Below are 15,507 nucleotides of genomic sequence, written 5' to 3'. Positions count from 1 at the left end.
TCCGCGGCGGGTCCGGTGGCGGGCGCAGGTGACGACGGTACGTCACCGGGCTCACGAGGCGTCGGCGGACCCGGGAATCACCCTGTTCGTCCCCCGGCGCGCCGGCGCGCCGCCGCCCCCGCCGCCACGTGGCGCCCGCGCCCGGATGGCGGAAGCTGGGGGTATGGGAGGTTCACTCGCCGGGCCGCCCGTCCCAGCGGGCCCGGCCCAGGTCCACCCGCGGCAGGTGGCCGGTGCCGCCGCGCCCCTGCTCGCGCAGCGGCGTGCCCTCCTCCCGGTACCGCTCGAGGGCGCGCAGCTCGTGGCCCGGCAGCAGCCTGCCGTCCGCCCGCACCACCCGCCACCACGGCACGGCCGCCCCGTACAGCGCCATCACCCGGCCCACCTGCCGCGGTCCGCCCGCGCCGAGGTACTCGGCGACGTCCCCGTACGTCATCACCCGGCCGGGCGGAATCCGCTCGGTCGCATCCAGCACCCGCTCGGCGTAGTCCGGCAGTTCCAGGCCGCTGTCGTCGCTGTCCTCCATCCGGCCCATCCTGCCGCACCCGCGCCCGCGCGCGAGGCCGTGCCACGGGCCGCGGCGGGGGCCGCCCGCCCGCCGGCGGACCCCCCGCGCGCCCGGTTGATCACGTGTGCCGGGGGCGGGGCATTCCCCGCACTTCACCCCGAGATCCACCCTGGTGACCCCGTGCGGGACCGCGCCGTGCCACCATCTGTCCCGGCGGTGACTGGTGATACGAGACCACAATGACTCGACGGCGAAGGACGCGGGGGCCCAGGACAGGGGACGCCACGCGCCTGCCGCCGCCATGCCCGGGAGCGGCCAGGGGGAGACCTCCCCGGAGCGGGACCCGGCGGTGACGGCGGACCGGGCGGACCGGGCGGACCTGCCGGACCCGGACCGGGAGCACGGCACCGGCGGCCCCGGCGGCTCCGGAGCACCGGGACCGGGCCCCGGGGCGGCACGGGAGGACCGCGGCGCCGCGGAGCGGGCCCGGGGCCCGGAGCGCGAGGAGCGGTCCCGCGAACCGTCCCCCGCCGAGGGGCCGGGCAGCGACCACGGCCCCCCGCGACCGCTCCCCCGCGACCCCGCGGCCCACGACCCGCCGGCCCACGCCCCGGCACCGCGGGAGCCCGCGCCCCGTGCCCCCGGGACCCCCGCCCCGGCGCCCCACGACCCGGCCCAGGCCGGCCTGTCCTTCGACGAGCCCCTGCTGCCGGCCCGCGTCCACCGGCCGGGCGACCTGCTCCGCGGCCTGCTCGGTGTGCTCGGCATCGCCCTGGTCCTGGTCATCGCCGGGATCGCCAAGGGCACCACCTCGGGCCTCGAGCAGGACATCCTGGAGGGCACCCGCAAGGCCCCGCCGCTGCTGATCAGCTTCGCCGGGTTCGCCTCCAGCATCGCCGTGCTGGTCGTGCCGATCGCGTTCGCCATCGAGCGGCTGGTCAAGCGGGACGGGCTGCGGGTGGCCGACGGCGTGCTCGCCGCGGTGCTGGCACACGGAGTGTCGCTGGTCACGGACGTGTGGGTGGCCGAGTACGCGCCGGACTCGGTGGAGAACGCGCTCACCCAGCGGGCCCCGGGCAGCTTCGACCTCACCGACCCGGTGCACGGCTACCTCGCCCCCGTCATCGCGTTCATGTCGGCCGTGGGCCTGTCCAAGCGCCCGCGCTGGCAGGTCGCGGTGTGGGGGGTGCTGCTGCTCGACGCGCTGGCGGTGCTGCTGGGCGGCTACTCCACCCCGTTCTCGATCATCCTCACCGTCCTGATCGGCTGGACCGTCGCCTACGGCACCCTGTACGCGGTCGGCTCGCCGAACGTGCGGCCCACCGGCCAGACCCTGCTGTACGGGCTGCGCCGCGTCGGCTTCTCCCCCGTCCGGGCGCTGCGCGCCGACGACAGCCCCGAGTCGGTCGAGGCGCACGGCGGCCGCCGCTACGTGGTCCACCTGGACTCCGGCCCGCCGCTTGACGTCACCGTGGTGGACCGCGAGCAGCAGGCGTCCGGCTTCTTCTACCGGGCCTGGCGGCGGCTGCGGCTGCGCGGCGTCCCGCAGCGCCGCAGCCTCCAGACGCTGCGGCAGGCGCTGGAGCAGGAGGCGCTGCTGGCCTACGCGGCGATCGCGGCCGGGGCCAACGCGCCCAAGCTCATCGCCACCTCGGAGCTCGGCCCCGACGCCGTGATGCTGGTGTACGAGCACATCGGCGGCCGCTCCCTGGACCACATCCCGGACGAGGAGATCACCGAGGAGGTGCTGCGCGGCGCCTGGCGGCAGGTGAAGGCGCTCCAGTCCCGCCGCATCGCGCACCGCAGGCTCGGCGCCGGGTCCCTGCTGGTGGATCGTTCCGGCCAGGTGTTCCTGACCAATCTGCGCGGCGGGGAGATCGCCGCGGGCGACCTGGTGCTGCGGATGGACGTGGCCCAGTTGCTGACCACGCTGGCGCTGCGGGTCGGCCCGGAGCGCGCCGTCGCCTCGGCCTCCGCCGTCCTCGGCCCGGACGCCGTCGCCGACTCCCTGCCCCTGCTCCAGCCGATCGCGCTGAACCGGGAGACCAGGGCCACCCTGCGGCGGCTGAACAAGGAGCGGGCCGAGCGGGAGCGCGAGGCGGTGCTGGCGGCCTCCCGCGCGGAGAAGGAGCGCCGGGCCGCCGCCGCGGGCGCGGAGGCGGACGGCAAGGACGACCGCAAGGCCAAGCGCGCCGAGAAGAAGGCCATCGAGGAGGCCCTGGAGGAGGTCCGGGAGGAGGACCTGCTCTCCCGTATCCGGCAGCAGGTGCTGCTGATCCGCCCGCAGGCCCCGGTGGAGCCGGCCCGGCTGGAGCGGATCAGGGGCCGCACCCTGGTCAGCGTCATCGCGGGCGCGTTCGCCGCGTACTACCTGCTCACCCAGATCGGCGAGGTCAAGCCCGCCCAGGTGGTCTCGGAGGCCGAGTGGGGCTGGGTGGTGGTCGGGGTGCTCGCCGCCGCGCTCAGCTACGTGGCCGCGGCGCTGTCCCTGACCGGGTTCGTGCCCGAGCGGCTGGCGTTCCCGCGCACCGTGCTGGCGCAGGTCGCGGGCTCCTTCGTGAAGCTGGTGGCGCCCGCGGCGATCGGCGGGGTGGCGCTGAACACCCGCTACCTCCAGCGGTCCGGGCTGCGGCCGGGGCTCGCCGTGGCCAGCGTGGGCGCCTCCCAGTTGGTGGGCCTGTGCGTGCACGTCACGCTGCTGCTGTCGTTCGGCTATCTGACGGGGACGGCGAAGACGCCGTCGCTGTCCTCGCCCCGCACGGTGATCGCCGGGCTGCTGACCGCCGCGGTGCTGCTGCTGGTGGTCTCGGCCGTGCCGCAGTTGCGCCGGTTCGTCTCGACGCGGCTGCGGTCGCTGTTCGCCGGGGTGGTGCCGCGGATGCTGGACGTGCTCCAGCGGCCGGGGAAGCTGCTCACCGGGATCAGCGGCACCCTGCTGCTCAACGCCTCGTTCATGCTCTGCCTGGACGCCTGCATCCGCGCCTTCGGCGGGGACCTGTCCATCGCCGGGGTCGCGTTCGTCTTCCTCGCGGGCAACGCGCTGGGCTCGGCCGCGCCGACCCCGGGCGGGGTGGGCGCGGTCGAGGCCACATTGACGTTCGGCCTGGTGGCGGCCGGGCTGCCGAAGGAGATCGCGACCCCGGCGGTGCTGCTGTTCCGGCTGCTGACGTTCTGGCTGCCGGTGCTGCCCGGGTGGCTGTCGTTCACCTATCTCCAGCGCAAGGAAGCCCTGTGACGGCAGGCGCCGCCGCGGTTCAGCGGCCCGGCGGCACCATCCCGTAGACGCGCTCCACCCGCAGCCGCAGTACCAGGCGGCGCTGCTCGACCATGGCGGCCCGGTACTCGTCCCAGTCCGGGTGCTCACCGCCGACGGCGCGGTAGAGCTCGACCAGCTCGGCCACGGTGGCGTCGCCGGGGTCCGCGGCCGGCTCGGTCAGCTCGACGGTGCCCTCGGCGACCGCGTAGGCCCCGAAGTCGCCCGTGGTGACGTGGAGACAGGCCCGCGGGTCCCGGCGCAGGTTGCGGGTCTTGGCCCGGTCGTCGGTGACCGAGACGCGGACGGTGCGGGTGGCCGGGTCGTAGTGGTGGACGACGTTGGACAACTGCGGGCGCCCGTCCCGCCGGATCGTGGCCAGCACCCCCTGCCTGCTGTCGCGCAGCAGTCGCTCCCTGGGGTCCTCGGCGGGACTGGTGGTGTCGTTGGTGTCAGTGGTGTCCTGCATGGCCCCATCCTGCCGTCGCGGGGCCGGAGCGCGGGCGGAGCGCGCGGTGACGGGCCCTGGGTGGCCCCGGCCGGAAAACACCTGGACACCGGGGGGAGAATCGACGGCATGACCCGTTGGACGATCACCCCTACCCCCGTCGCCGACCCGGCCGCCCGGGGGCTGATCCGCCAGTACATCGCGGAGGTCGCCGGACGGTACTGGGGTCGGACCGCCACCGACGAGGAGATCGACGCGGTCCTCGCCGACAAGCCCGCCGACGGCCTGGAGCCGCCGCACGGGCGGTTCCTGGTGGCGCGGCTGGACGGCGTGCCCTCGGGCTGCGCCGGGGTGCGCCGCGCGGATGCCGGGGTGGCCGTGCTGACCAAGGTGTTCGTCCGCCCGCAGGCCCGCGGCCGGGGCGGGGGCGGGCTGCTGATCACCGCGGCCGAGGACGCCGCGCGGGAGCTCGGCGCCACCATGATGCGGCTGGACACCCGCGGCGACCTGGTGGAGGCCCGCGGCCTGTACGCCAAGCACGGCTACACCGAGATACCGGCGTTCAACGACGACCCGTACGCGGAGCACTGGTTCGAGAAGTCCCTGGTGCCCGGGGAGGGCTCCGCGTCCATGGCCTGAGCCGGTCCCGGGTGGCATGCTGGTCCGATGGCGAAGGTCACCGTCACTCTCGATGCCCACCTCGTGGTGGAGGTCATGGTCCTGGCCGGGGTCGGCAACCCGCAGGACGCCGTGGAGCTCGTGGTGCGCGACTACATCGCGCGCGGGCACCGCACCGAGGCCCGCACCGAGAACACCGTGGACGTGCGGCGCCGTCTCGAGGACACCTCGCGGGGGCCGGAGGGCGCCGCCTGAGCGGCGGGGCTCCGGGGGGACGCGACGCGGACACGCGTCGGGCGCGGCCCCGGTGTCCCGGAGCCGCGCCCCACGCGCGAAGGCCGGCCGCCCGGCCGGTCAGTAGACCGGCTTGTCCGGCTCGATCTGGTTGACCCAGCCGATGACGCCGCCGCCGACGTGCACCGCGTCGGAGAAGCCCGCGGACTTCAGCACGGCGAGCACCTCGGCGGACCGCACACCCGTCTTGCAGTGCAGGACGATCTTCTTGTCCTGCGGGAGGTTCTCCAGGGCGCTGCCCATGAGGAACTCGTTCTTCGGGATCAGCCGGGCGCCCGGGATGCTGACGATCTCGTACTCGTTCGGCTCGCGGACGTCGATGACGTCGATGTTGTCGCCCCGGTCCAGCATCTCCTTGAGCTGGCGCGGGGTGATGGTGGACTCCCTGGCGGCCTGCTGGGCCTCCTCGGAGACCGTGCCGCAGAACGCCTCGTAGTCGATGAGCTCGGTGACCGTCGGGTTCTTGCCGCACACCGCGCACTCGGGGTCCTTGCGGACCTTGACCTGGCGGTAGGTCATCTCCAGGGCGTCGTAGATCATCAGCCGGCCGACCAGCGGGTCGCCCGTGCCGGTGAGGAGCTTGATCGCCTCGGTGACCTGGATGGAGCCGATCGACGCGCACAGCACACCGAGCACGCCGCCCTCCGCGCAGGAGGGGACCATGCCGGGCGGCGGGGGCTCGGGGTACAGGCAGCGGTAGCACGGCCCGTGCTCGGACCAGAACACGCTCGCCTGCCCGTCGAACCGGTAGATCGAGCCCCACACGTACGGCTTGTTCAGCAGCACGCAGGCGTCGTTGACCAGGTAGCGGGTGGCGAAGTTGTCGGTGCCGTCCACGATCAGGTCGTACCGGGAGAAGATCTCCATCACGTTGGAGCTGTCGAGGCGCTCCTCGTGCAGCACGACCTCGGTGTACGGGTTGATCTCCCGCACCGAGTCGCGGGCGGACTCGGCCTTGGACCGGCCCACGTCCGACTGGCCGTGGATGATCTGCCGCTGGAGGTTCGACTCGTCCACCTCGTCGAACTCCACGATGCCGAGCGTGCCGACGCCGGCGGCGGCCAGGTAGAGCAGCGCGGGCGAACCGAGGCCGCCCGCACCGACGCACAGGACCTTCGCGTTCTTCAGGCGCTTCTGGCCGGCCATCCCGACATCCGGGATGATCAGATGGCGGGAGTACCTGCGGACCTCGTCAACGGTGAGCTCGTCAGCCGGCTCGACCAGGGGTGGCAACGACACGGGAACTCCGTCGGTCGGTGGAAATACGGTGGTTCTCCCGTAACACTGCCACGGCGGCCGTCATTCCGAGACACCGGGTCCGAGGGGCGAGACACCACCGGCCGTATTCCGGGCGGGCGGCGAATCGCCCCGGTATGGGGCGTATGTCCGCCGCCGGTGGGCCGGTCCGGTCCCGTCCCGCCGGCCCGGCGGCGGGTCAGACCCGGCACGCCGCCTCCATCCACACGTCCGCCAGGGACTCCTCCAGGGGGATCCGGGCCCGCCAGCCGAGGCGGTCGCGGGCGGTGCGCACGTCCGCCTGCTGCCACACCCCGCAGCCGTCGGCCAGGAAAGGGGACGCGGCGCGCTGCGGCTCGGCGGGGCGCTGCGGCTCGCCTGGGTGGAGCCTGGCCTGCGGCACGTCCGGCCGCTGCCCCTCCCCGCCGTGGCGGGCCGCGGGCACCGTGCCCTCCCGCTCCTCGGCCGGCTCGTCGAGCTCCAGCAGGTGCCCGCCGAACCCGGCCGCCCGCGCCAGCGCCGCCGCCGCGTCCCGCAGCCGCACGGCGTGGCCGGTGCCGATGTTGACCACGCCCTGGGCCGCGGACAGCGACGCCGCGTGCACCGCGCGGGCCACGTCGCGCACGTCCACGAAGTCCCGGAGTACCGACAGGCCGCCCACCCGCACCTCCGGCGCCCCGGACTGCATGGCCCGGCGCAGCGCGTCCGCGATCCGGCCCAGCGGCGAGCCGAGCGGGGTGCCGGGGCCGACGGGGGTGAACACCCGCAGCACCACCGCGTCGAGCCCGGAGCCGAGCACCAGCTCGCTGGCGGCCAGCTTGGCCACGCCGTAGGCGCCGTTGGGCCTGGGCAGCGCCTCCTCGCCGGTGGAGGAGCCGACGGGGGACGGGCCGTACTCGGCGGACGAGCCGATCTGCACCAGCCTGGCGGTGCAGGTGCTGCGCCGGATCGCCTCGCAGACGGTGGCCACCGCCACGGTGTTGGCCCGCACCAGGTCGCGGGCGCCGCCCACGGTGGTGCCCGCGCAGTTGATGACGACGCCGGGCTGGACGGCGTCGAGGAAGCGGGCCAGCGCGCCGGGGCTGCCGGTGGACAGGTCGAAGCGCACGTCCGCGCTGTCCCGGCGGCCCAGGGCGGTGAGCTGGACCGCGGGGTCGGCGAGCAGGCGGTCGGTGACGTGCCTGCCGAGGAACCCGTCCGCGCCGAGCAGCAGCACCCTCATCGAGGTCTCCCTTCTCTCCAGCCGGTGCGTCCGACTTCTCGGGCGCAGGCCCCCTGGCCTTCCGCCCGCGCCTGACCGGCGGGCTCCGGCCCGGCGGCCACGGGGCCCCGGGGGCCGCGGGCACGGTGCGCACCCGTGCGAGGACTGTCCGTAGTCGGTTGTGGGCGCACCGGTGCTCCCTTCCTCCCGCGTCGGCGAATGGTGTCGGTGACGACGTTAGGGCCGAATGCCGACAGCGCGACGGACGGTTGTCCATCGCGCCATCACATGGGGTGAAACCGCGTAACCTTCGCGCGGGGCGGGCGTTACGGGGAGGCGGTGCCGTCGGTCCCGCCGCCGCCCGGGGCGGCCTCGGGGAACGGCCACGGGTTCGGCCTGCATGTGGCACCGCCCGTGGTGAGGAACTTCGTCTGCTGCATCATCACCGGCGCGAGCGCCCCGTCCGCGGGGCAGCCCTCGTGGTTGTGGCCGAGGCGGTGGCCCACCTCGTGGTTGATGAGCATCCGGCGGTAGGCCAGCATGTCGTCGCCGAAGGTGTCCGCGCCCCGCGCCCAGCGGAAGGCGTTGATCATCACCCGTTCGGTGCTCGCCGAGTCGCAGGAGACCTTGTCGATGCTGGTGTCCAGGCCCGACTTGGCGCACCACACGTCGGTGGTGCCGGGGCTGGCCAGGGTGATGACGAAGTCGGGGTCGCCCGAGGAGACCCGCTCGAAGGTCATCGCGCCGCCGTGGCCCCAACTGCGCGGGTCGTTGAGCGTCTCGTGCACCAGGCGCGCGAACAGCCGCCCGTCCAGCGGCAGGCCGCGCTCCACGTCGATCCGGTAGCGGTACTTCCTGCCGCCGCCCGGCGCCGCGTCCTTGCCCGGCACGGCGGCGAAGTCGCCGGAGAGGGCGAGGTCGGCCGGGAGGGGCAGGCGCACCGACAGTTGCTCGTGCAGGCTCGCCCCGACGGCGGCGCCGTCCCGCGGGGGGGCGCCCGCGGGCTGCCGCCGCTCCTGGGAGCGGGAGGCGGCCGAGTCGTCCGCGCGGGTCTCGCCCGAGGCGGCGGTGCGCTCGTCGCGGTCGCCCGTGACCTGCCCGGCCACGGCGAAGGCGAGCCCCGCGGTCACCGCGGCGGCCAGCACACCGGTGAGCATGCGGGCCGCGGTGGTGCGCCGGGCGGGGCCGCGGACGGGCAGGGGCGTCGGCTCGGGGCCGGGCCGCGGCTCGGCCCGGGGGACCGCCGGCACCGGCGGCACCGGCGGCCCCGGGGGGTCCGCGGGGCCGTCGGCGGGCCGGTCGAAGGCCGCGACGTCCTCCGGGCGGGGGCCGTCCGGCCCGGAGTGCCGCCGGGGGCCGGGGGAGGTGTGCCACGCGTCCCACTGCCCGGCGCCGTGCGTGGTGGCCCGGGCCTGCGGCGGCGCCGGGGCCCACGGGCCGGGGTGCGGCCGGTGCGGAGCGCCCTGCTGGGGACGGCCGTGCTGGGGCCGGCCGGGCTGCTGGCCGTACGGGGGCCGGCCTGGCTCGGGGTGGCCGGGCTCGGGGTGGCCGGGCTCGGGGTGGCCGTGGGCGGTGCCGGGCTCGTGGGCTCGCGCGTGCTCGCCCTGCCCGGTCTCGCCGGTGCCGGTGCCCGCCACCGTCAGGCGGGGCTCCGGTTCCGCCCGGCCGGCGCGGGCCTGCTGACGGCCGCGGCCCCGCCCGGGAGCGCTGTGACGTCCCACGACGCTGTCCTCAACTCCTGCCAGAACTCGACTTGCGCATCCGTGCCCCCAGCAGCTCCCTGAACGCCCTCGCCACCGACTGGGGGTGCTCCAACATCGCCACGTGCCCGGAATCCGGCAGGACCAGCAGCCGTGCGTCGGAGAACGCGGCGCACGCGCGCCGCGCCATCCGATAGGAGACCAGTTTGTCACGAACTCCGTAAACCAGGAGGACTGGCGCGTTCACCCGCTGCGCACGGCGCCACAGCGACCGCTTCCCGTGGGCGGTGTACGTCGCCACGATGCCGCGCATGGAACGCGCCATCACATCCCAGAAGTAGGGCAGCTCCACGCGCCGCCGGTACTCCTCGGCCGCCGCGGCCAGCTCCGCCTCGCCGATCCGGGCGGGGTCGCCGTAGCAGGTCTCGACGGTGAGCCTGACCCTGCGCTCCGCCGTCCAGTTGCGGGTCGCCCGGGTGAACAGGGCGGGCACGCCGGGCACGCCGACCAGGACGGTGGGCAGCGCGGTGCGCTGGGGCGGGAGCTCGGGCAGCGCGGGCGAGATCAGGGTCAGGGTCCGCACCAGGTCGGGGCGTTCGGCCGCGACGTGCACCGACACCGTGCCGCCCAGGGAGTTGGACAGCAGGTGCACCGGGCCCCGGCCGGAGGCGTCCAGGTGGCGGATAACCGCGCGGGCCATCGCCTCGCTGGAGTAGTCGCCGTCGTCGGGCGGCGGGGAGTGCCCGAAGCCGGGCAGGTCGAGCGCCTGGCCGTCCACGGTGTCGGCGAGCAGCTCCATCAGCGGCAGCCAGTTCAGCGACGAGCCGCCGAGCCCGTGCACGTACAGCGCGGGCGGCAGCCCTTCCGCCGCCGGGGGCCGGTCGCGGACCGCGAGGGTCAGGCCGGCGTGGGTGACCAGGCGCGGCGGCCCGGGGGCGGGACCACCGGGCAGCGCGGCGCCGGCCTCGAGCGCGGCGCCCGCTTGCTCGATGGAGGCCATGGCGCGCTCCCTGTCTCGAGGTGGACCGAACGCGGCGGAGGAGCCGCGGATGCCGGCATGGCGCGCCGCCGGAGGCGGGTGCGCGCCGACAATGTTACGAGACGATATACGTACCGGTCTGGTTGTTCGGCAATCGGGGCGGCGTTCGAATCCGCATCCTTGGGAATCAGCCGGGAACGAGCCGGGAGAAAAGGCGGGAACCACCCGCGGGACTCCGCCCGCGGCCCGTGGCCGGGCCCCGGCGGGCCGGCCGGGGAAGGCGGCGGCCCGGGCCGGGGCGCGAGGCTTCGGCCAAGGGGGTTTCGAACGTGTGCTGTCCCGTGGGCCTGGGCACTCTCTCCTACGCTCAGCGGAAGCCCGCCGGAGCGACACCAGCGAAAGGAAGACCATGTCCGACCCGACCGACCCCGATCGCTTCGACGACGCCCTGCCGCCTCTGGACGAGGGGGAGCCGCAGACCGTGGACGCCGACATCGAGGCCCCGGAGGCGGACATCGCCGAGCAGCTCGCCGAGCTCCGGCGCGACATCGCCCCCCTGCCCCCGGGCCATGTGCGCGACATCGAGGCCCCGGAGGCGGACACCGTCGAGCAGCACTACGTCGTGGAGCTCGACGAGGACGACTACCGGGACTGACGCCCGCCCGCCTCGGGCGGGGCCCCGCGGCGGCCCGTCCCCGCCCCGGCAGCGGCCCGTCCGCGGCCGCGGGGTCGGGCGCCGGGGCCCGCCGGAGGCACCGGAGGCGCAACAGGCGCAAGAATTGAGGCAGGACCGGACGGGAGTTGTCGGATCCCGACAAGTTCCATTGGGTGAGATTCTGCGTTCGCGCACCCCCCACCCGGGTTACCGAAAAGTACGATGGCGAGCGCACGAACGGCAGCAACGGCACTCACCACCCGGCAGACCAGCACAAGGAGGCGGCGTGACGGCCATCGAGGACACCGAGTCGCGCCCGCGGGGCACCCGCCTGCCGCGCCGCGCGCGCCGCAACCAGTTGCTCGGAGCCGCGCAGGAGGTGTTCGTCGCCCAGGGCTACCACGCCGCGGCCATGGACGACATCGCCGAGCGCGCCGGCGTCAGCAAGCCCGTGCTCTACCAGCACTTCCCCGGCAAGCTCGACCTGTACCTGGCCCTGCTCGACCAGCACTGCGACGCGCTCATCCAGGCCGTGCGCGGCGCGCTCGCGTCCACCTCGGACAACAAGCAGCGCGTGGCCGCGACCATGAACGCCTACTTCGCGTACGTGGAGGACGAGGGCGGCGCGTTCCGCCTGGTGTTCGAGTCCGACCTGACGAACGAGCCCGCGGTGCGCGAGCGCGTGGACCGGGTCAGCCGCGAGTGCGCCGAGGCGGTCAGCGAGGTCATCGCCGAGGACACCGACCTGCCCGCGGAGGAGTCGATGCTGCTGGCGGTGGGCCTGTGCGGCATGGCGCAGATCACCGCCAGGTACTGGCTGTCGCGGGAGGGCAAGCTGCCCAGGGACGCGGCGGCCCGGCTGGTGTCGTCGCTGTCCTGGCGCGGCATCGCCGGCTTCCCGCTGCACGGGGCGGAGGGCCACCACTGACGCGGGGCTCCTTCGCTGTGGGCGTACACCTTCCCGCCCATGCCTGATCACGCGCGCCATTAGTCTTGCCACGTACAGCGCGCCCAGGTGCGCGACCACTGACCGTCGGAGGGACAAAAGCCGTGGAGGTCAAGATCGGCGTACAGCACGCGCCCAGGGAGATCACCCTCGAGAGCCCGCAGTCTGTCGAGGAGATCGAGCAGGCGGTCAACGACGCCATCGGCGGCAAGTCGCCGCTGCTGACCCTGGTGGACGAGCACGGGCGCCGGATCATGGTCCCGTCCGACCGGGTCGCCTACGTCGAGATCGGCGAGCAGGCCCAGCGGAAGGTGGGCTTCGGCGCCCTGTGACCCCCGCTTCGGAGAAGGCGCCCGGCTCCCTCGGAGCCGGGCGCCTTCTCCGTGTGCGCGGGGCGGGTCCTCCGGGACGGAGGGCTGCGCCGTCCGGGCTCCCGCCGGGAACCGCGCCCCGCCCCCGGGCGGAGCTTTAAGCCCTCCTACCGGTGGGTAGGACCACCACGACCGCAACGGGAGCGGGCGCACCGTGAAGAGGAGGGCCGCATGCTGCTGGAGACACTCGGCTTCGCCCTGGTCGGTCTCGCCGTCGCCTACGGCGCCACCCGGGCCCTGCCCGGGCGCCTCCCGTCGGCGCTCCTGGTCGCCGCGACGGGCCTGACCGCCGCGCTCACCGGCGGCTGGGTGGCCCGCATGGTGCTGGGCCCCGGCAACGCGCCGCTCACCCTGCCGGTGGCGGCGGCGGTGGCCGTGGCGTTGGTCACCATACTGGTGGGCCCCAAGCGGCGCGCCAGGCACGCCGCCCCGTCCAGGACCCGGCACGCCTAGACCCGTGGCCGGGCACCGCCTAGGCGGCCAGCCCCAGGGCGGCCATGCGGCGGGTGTGGGCCTCGGTGATGCGGGAGAACATCCGCCCGACCTCGGCCAGGTCGAAGCCCTCGGCGACCCCGCCCACCAGCATCATCGACAGGGCGTCCCGGTCGGCCACGACACGCTGGGCCTGGCTGAGCGCCTCGCCCATCAGCCGGCGCGCCCACAGCGCGAGGCGCCCGCCGACCGGCGGCTCGGCCTCGATGGCCGCGCGGACCTTCTCCACGGCGAACGACGCGTGCCCGGTGTCGTCCAGCACCGCGAGCACCAGCGCGCGCGTGTCGGCGTCCAGGCGGGCGGCCACCTCGCGGTAGAAGTCGCTGGCGATCGCGTCGCCCACGTACGCCTTGACCAGCCCTTCGAGCCAGTCCGACGGCGCGGTGAGCCGGTGGAACTCGTCCAGCGGGGCGGCGAACGGCCGCATGGCCGCCGTGGGCTCCTCGCCGATGGCCGTCAGCCGGTCCCGCAGTCGCTCGAAGTGGTGGAACTCCGCCGCCGCCATGGCGGCGAGCGCCGCCTTGTCGTCCAGGGTCGGGGCCAGCTTGGCGTCCTCCGCGAGGCGCTCGAAGGCCGCCAGCTCGCCGTAGGCGAGGGCGCCGAGCAGGTCCACCACGGCGGCCCGGTACCGCGGGTCCGCGGCGGCCTCCTCCCAGCTCCGGGAGGTGATCGGGTCGGCGGCCGCGCCGCGCTCGGGGGTGTCGTCCATGCAGCGCAGCGTAGCCCGCCGCCGAGGCCGCGCGGCCCCCGCCCACCGCCGGTCCTCGGCCAGTGGCCGAACTTGATCGGGTACAGATGCGTCCAGCCGGGGTACAGTGGTATTGAAGCCCGCTGGATCTTCCGGCGGGCTGTGTATGCGGATGCCCGGTCGGTGGCCCGATCGGCTCCGGACCGACCGCCCTCCCGCCGTGCGGCAGGAGGGGCCCGCTCGCGGCTGTGCGAGGGCTCGCGCTGTGACACCTCCGGCTGACGCCGGGCTGCGCGCCCCGGCCCAGAACCACTGTGGCGCAAGGGCGTACCCGCCCGGCGCGGTCCGCTCCCGACCATCGGGCGCGTGACCCCCTCGCTGACCCACACCGCGTCTCACGGAAGAGGCAAGCATCCTGACTACGATCACGTTCCGAGACCTGGGGATCCTCCCCGAGACCGCCGAGGCGCTCGAGGCCGTCGGCATCGTCCACCCCTTTCCGATCCAGGAGATGACGCTGCCGGTCGCGCTCGCGGGCAGCGATGTCATCGGCCAGGCCAAGACCGGCACGGGCAAGACCCTCGGCTTCGGCCTCCCCCTGCTCGAGCGCGTCACCGTGCTGGCCGACGTCGAGGCCGGCCGCGCCTCCGCCGACCGGCTCGCCGACGGCCCGCAGGCCCTCGTCGTCGTCCCCACGCGCGAGCTGTGCCAGCAGGTGACGAACGACCTGCTGACCGCGGGCAAGGTCCGCAATGTGCGGGTGGCCGCGATCTACGGCGGCCGGGCCTACGAGCCGCAGGTCGAGGCGCTGAAGAAGGGCGTCGACGTGGTCGTCGGCACCCCGGGCCGCCTGCTGGACCTGGCGGGGCAGAAGAAGCTGCGCCTGTCCTCGGTGCGCGCGCTGGTGCTCGACGAGGCGGACGAGATGCTCGACCTGGGCTTCCTGCCCGACGTCGAGAAGATCATCGAGATGCTTCCGGCCAGGCGCCAGACCATGCTGTTCTCGGCCACCATGCCGGGCCAGGTGATCTCGCTCGCCCGCCGCTACATGAGCCGGCCCACGCACATCCGCGCCACCGCGCCGGACGACGAGGGCGCCACCGTGGCGAACGTCTCACAGCATGTCTTCCGCGCCCACTCGCTGGACAAGCCGGAGATGGTGTCGCGCATCCTCCAGGCGGAGGGCCGCGGCCTGGCGATGGTGTTCTGTCGCACCAAGCGCACCGCCGCCGACGTGGCCGACCAGCTCTCCCGGCGCGGCTTCGCCGCGGGCGCGGTGCACGGCGACCTCGGCCAGGGGGCGCGCGAGCAGGCGCTGCGCGCCTTCCGCAACGGCAAGGTGGACGTGCTGGTCTGCACCGACGTCGCCGCGCGCGGCATCGACGTGGAGAACGTGACCCACGTCATCAACTACCAGACGCCCGAGGACGAGAAGACCTACCTGCACCGCATCGGCCGCACGGCCCGCGCGGGCGCGTCCGGCACGGCGATCACGCTGGTGGACTGGGACGACATCCCCCGCTGGCAGTTGATCAACAAGGCGCTCGACCTGCCGTTCAACGACCCGGAGGAGACCTACTCCACCTCCGCGCACCTGTACGAGCAGCTCGGCATCCCCGAGGGCATCACCGGTGTGCTGCCGCGCGCCGACCGCACCCGGGCCGGCCTGGACGCGGAGGAGCTCGAGGACCTCGGCGAGACCGGCGGCCGCGGCCGCAAGCGCGAGAAGGCGGCGGCTCCGGCGAGCCCCCGCCCCAAGCGGGAGCGCCAGCGCCGCCGCACCCGCAGCGGAGTGCCGGCCGACGCCGTGCCGTCCGCCGAGGGCGAGGCCGCGGCGCCGGCGGAGGAGTCCGAGGAGGCCGCAAGGCCCCGCCGGGTCCGCCGCCGCACCCGCGGCGCGGCGGCGGGCGCGCCGGCCGAGGCCGGGCAGGACACCGCGTCCGCCACCGAGGTCTCCCCCGCGCCGGCGTCCGCCGAGGCCCCGGCGTCGGCCGACGGTGACGGGGCGGCCCCGCGCCGTCGTCGCCGCCGCACCCGCAGGAGCGGGGTGTCGCAGGGCGCCGGCGAGCAGGCGGAGGGCTGACCGCGAGGCGGCGGGCGGCGGACCACGGGGCCGGG

15 protein-coding genes are annotated in these 15,507 nt (G+C 75.1%); 8 read left to right on the top strand and 7 right to left on the bottom strand.

Translation table 11 applies throughout. From position 1 onward, the window contains the following. Nucleotides 1–172: 172 nt before the first annotated feature. Entirely contained in the window at nucleotides 173–535 is a 363-nt protein-coding gene (locus tag ACYVO2_RS12195; RefSeq protein WP_461007722.1) for an MGMT family protein, read from the bottom strand. 274 nt (nucleotides 536–809) lie between these two features. Here ACYVO2_RS12195 and ACYVO2_RS12190 point away from each other — a divergent pair, with 274 nt between their 5' ends. After that, complete coding sequence (locus ACYVO2_RS12190) at nucleotides 810–3,743, top strand: flippase-like domain-containing protein (RefSeq protein WP_461007721.1); 2,934 nt, start codon at nucleotides 810–812, stop codon at nucleotides 3,741–3,743. A gap of 19 nt (nucleotides 3,744–3,762) precedes the next feature. Here ACYVO2_RS12190 and ACYVO2_RS12185 read toward each other — a convergent pair whose 3' ends face one another. Then, nucleotides 3,763–4,230 (bottom strand): PPOX class F420-dependent oxidoreductase, encoded by a 468-nt coding sequence (locus tag ACYVO2_RS12185; protein WP_461007720.1) that lies wholly within the window; start codon nucleotides 4,228–4,230, stop codon nucleotides 3,763–3,765. A 108-nt stretch (nucleotides 4,231–4,338) separates the two neighbouring features. On the opposite strand from ACYVO2_RS12185, the gene ACYVO2_RS12180 reads away from it, so the two are divergent. Together ACYVO2_RS12180 and ACYVO2_RS12175 are read left to right on the top strand one after the other, a co-directional pair. Next, nucleotides 4,339–4,848, top strand: coding sequence for a GNAT family N-acetyltransferase (locus ACYVO2_RS12180; protein ID WP_461007719.1), 510 nt, complete (start codon nucleotides 4,339–4,341; stop codon nucleotides 4,846–4,848). A 27-nt stretch (nucleotides 4,849–4,875) separates the two neighbouring features. Beyond that, entirely contained in the window at nucleotides 4,876–5,082 is a 207-nt protein-coding gene (locus ACYVO2_RS12175; protein ID WP_461007718.1) for a DUF2191 domain-containing protein, read from the top strand. A 99-nt stretch (nucleotides 5,083–5,181) separates the two neighbouring features. On the opposite strand, the gene moeZ is transcribed toward ACYVO2_RS12175, so the two are convergent. The 4 genes from moeZ to ACYVO2_RS12155 all read right to left on the bottom strand — a co-directional run bounded on the left by moeZ (nucleotide 5,182) and on the right by ACYVO2_RS12155 (nucleotide 10,258). Beyond that, entirely contained in the window at nucleotides 5,182–6,360 is a 1,179-nt protein-coding gene (gene moeZ / locus ACYVO2_RS12170) for an adenylyltransferase/sulfurtransferase MoeZ (protein ID WP_461007717.1), read from the bottom strand. Nucleotides 6,361–6,556: 196 nt separating this feature from the next. Then, nucleotides 6,557–7,579 (bottom strand): NAD-dependent epimerase/dehydratase family protein, encoded by a 1,023-nt coding sequence (locus tag ACYVO2_RS12165; RefSeq protein ID WP_461007716.1) that lies wholly within the window; start codon nucleotides 7,577–7,579, stop codon nucleotides 6,557–6,559. Nucleotides 7,580–7,884: 305 nt separating this feature from the next. Beyond that, the gene (locus tag ACYVO2_RS12160) at nucleotides 7,885–9,279 is read right to left on the bottom strand and encodes a DUF3152 domain-containing protein (RefSeq protein ID WP_461007715.1); all 1,395 of its coding nucleotides are present in this window, start codon (nucleotides 9,277–9,279) and stop codon (nucleotides 7,885–7,887) included. A 10-nt stretch (nucleotides 9,280–9,289) separates the two neighbouring features. Continuing rightward, a complete protein-coding gene (locus ACYVO2_RS12155; RefSeq protein WP_461007714.1) occupies nucleotides 9,290–10,258 on the bottom strand; it encodes an alpha/beta fold hydrolase in 969 nt (322 codons plus the stop codon). 388 nt (nucleotides 10,259–10,646) lie between these two features. Between ACYVO2_RS12155 and ACYVO2_RS12150 the strand changes: the two genes are divergently transcribed. The 4 genes from ACYVO2_RS12150 (at nucleotide 10,647) to ACYVO2_RS12135 (ending at nucleotide 12,662) form a co-directional block, all read left to right on the top strand. Further along, nucleotides 10,647–10,892 (top strand): hypothetical protein, encoded by a 246-nt coding sequence (locus ACYVO2_RS12150; RefSeq protein ID WP_461007713.1) that lies wholly within the window; start codon nucleotides 10,647–10,649, stop codon nucleotides 10,890–10,892. A 286-nt stretch (nucleotides 10,893–11,178) separates the two neighbouring features. Further along, entirely contained in the window at nucleotides 11,179–11,820 is a 642-nt protein-coding gene (locus ACYVO2_RS12145) for a TetR/AcrR family transcriptional regulator (RefSeq protein ID WP_461007712.1), read from the top strand. A gap of 122 nt (nucleotides 11,821–11,942) precedes the next feature. Continuing rightward, nucleotides 11,943–12,170: a DUF3107 domain-containing protein gene (locus ACYVO2_RS12140; RefSeq protein ID WP_461007711.1), complete on the top strand. Its 228-nt coding sequence runs from the start codon at nucleotides 11,943–11,945 to the stop codon at nucleotides 12,168–12,170. Nucleotides 12,171–12,380: 210 nt separating this feature from the next. Further along, nucleotides 12,381–12,662: a hypothetical protein gene (locus ACYVO2_RS12135; protein WP_461007710.1), complete on the top strand. Its 282-nt coding sequence runs from the start codon at nucleotides 12,381–12,383 to the stop codon at nucleotides 12,660–12,662. Nucleotides 12,663–12,681: 19 nt separating this feature from the next. On the opposite strand, the gene ACYVO2_RS12130 is transcribed toward ACYVO2_RS12135, so the two are convergent. Continuing rightward, nucleotides 12,682–13,410, bottom strand: coding sequence for a ferritin-like fold-containing protein (locus ACYVO2_RS12130; RefSeq protein ID WP_461007709.1), 729 nt, complete (start codon nucleotides 13,408–13,410; stop codon nucleotides 12,682–12,684). 490 nt (nucleotides 13,411–13,900) lie between these two features. Between ACYVO2_RS12130 and ACYVO2_RS12125 the strand changes: the two genes are divergently transcribed. Next, complete coding sequence (locus tag ACYVO2_RS12125) at nucleotides 13,901–15,472, top strand: DEAD/DEAH box helicase (protein ID WP_461007708.1); 1,572 nt, start codon at nucleotides 13,901–13,903, stop codon at nucleotides 15,470–15,472. Nucleotides 15,473–15,507 lie beyond the last annotated feature (35 nt).

The organism is Streptomyces capparidis, from assembly GCF_054782095.1.
The sequence above is the reverse complement of the archived record's forward strand: the minus strand, read 5'-3'. Positions and strand labels throughout refer to the sequence as shown.

Bases quoted from the DNA above. Each gene is read 5' to 3' on its own strand.
- ACYVO2_RS12195 (WP_461007722.1), bottom strand. From the start codon at position 535: ATGGGCCGGATGGAGGACAGCGACGACAGCGGCCTGGAACTGCCGGAC.
- ACYVO2_RS12190 (WP_461007721.1), top strand. From the start codon at position 810: ATGCCCGGGAGCGGCCAGGGGGAGACCTCCCCGGAGCGGGACCCGGCG.
- ACYVO2_RS12185 (WP_461007720.1), bottom strand. From the start codon at position 4,230: ATGCAGGACACCACTGACACCAACGACACCACCAGTCCCGCCGAGGAC.
- ACYVO2_RS12180 (WP_461007719.1), top strand. From the start codon at position 4,339: ATGACCCGTTGGACGATCACCCCTACCCCCGTCGCCGACCCGGCCGCC.
- ACYVO2_RS12175 (WP_461007718.1), top strand. From the start codon at position 4,876: ATGGCGAAGGTCACCGTCACTCTCGATGCCCACCTCGTGGTGGAGGTC.
- ACYVO2_RS12165 (WP_461007716.1), bottom strand. From the start codon at position 7,579: ATGAGGGTGCTGCTGCTCGGCGCGGACGGGTTCCTCGGCAGGCACGTC.
- ACYVO2_RS12155 (WP_461007714.1), bottom strand. From the start codon at position 10,258: ATGGCCTCCATCGAGCAAGCGGGCGCCGCGCTCGAGGCCGGCGCCGCG.
- ACYVO2_RS12150 (WP_461007713.1), top strand. From the start codon at position 10,647: ATGTCCGACCCGACCGACCCCGATCGCTTCGACGACGCCCTGCCGCCT.
- ACYVO2_RS12135 (WP_461007710.1), top strand. From the start codon at position 12,381: ATGCTGCTGGAGACACTCGGCTTCGCCCTGGTCGGTCTCGCCGTCGCC.
- ACYVO2_RS12130 (WP_461007709.1), bottom strand. From the start codon at position 13,410: ATGGACGACACCCCCGAGCGCGGCGCGGCCGCCGACCCGATCACCTCC.
- ACYVO2_RS12125 (WP_461007708.1), top strand. From the start codon at position 13,901: ATGACGCTGCCGGTCGCGCTCGCGGGCAGCGATGTCATCGGCCAGGCC.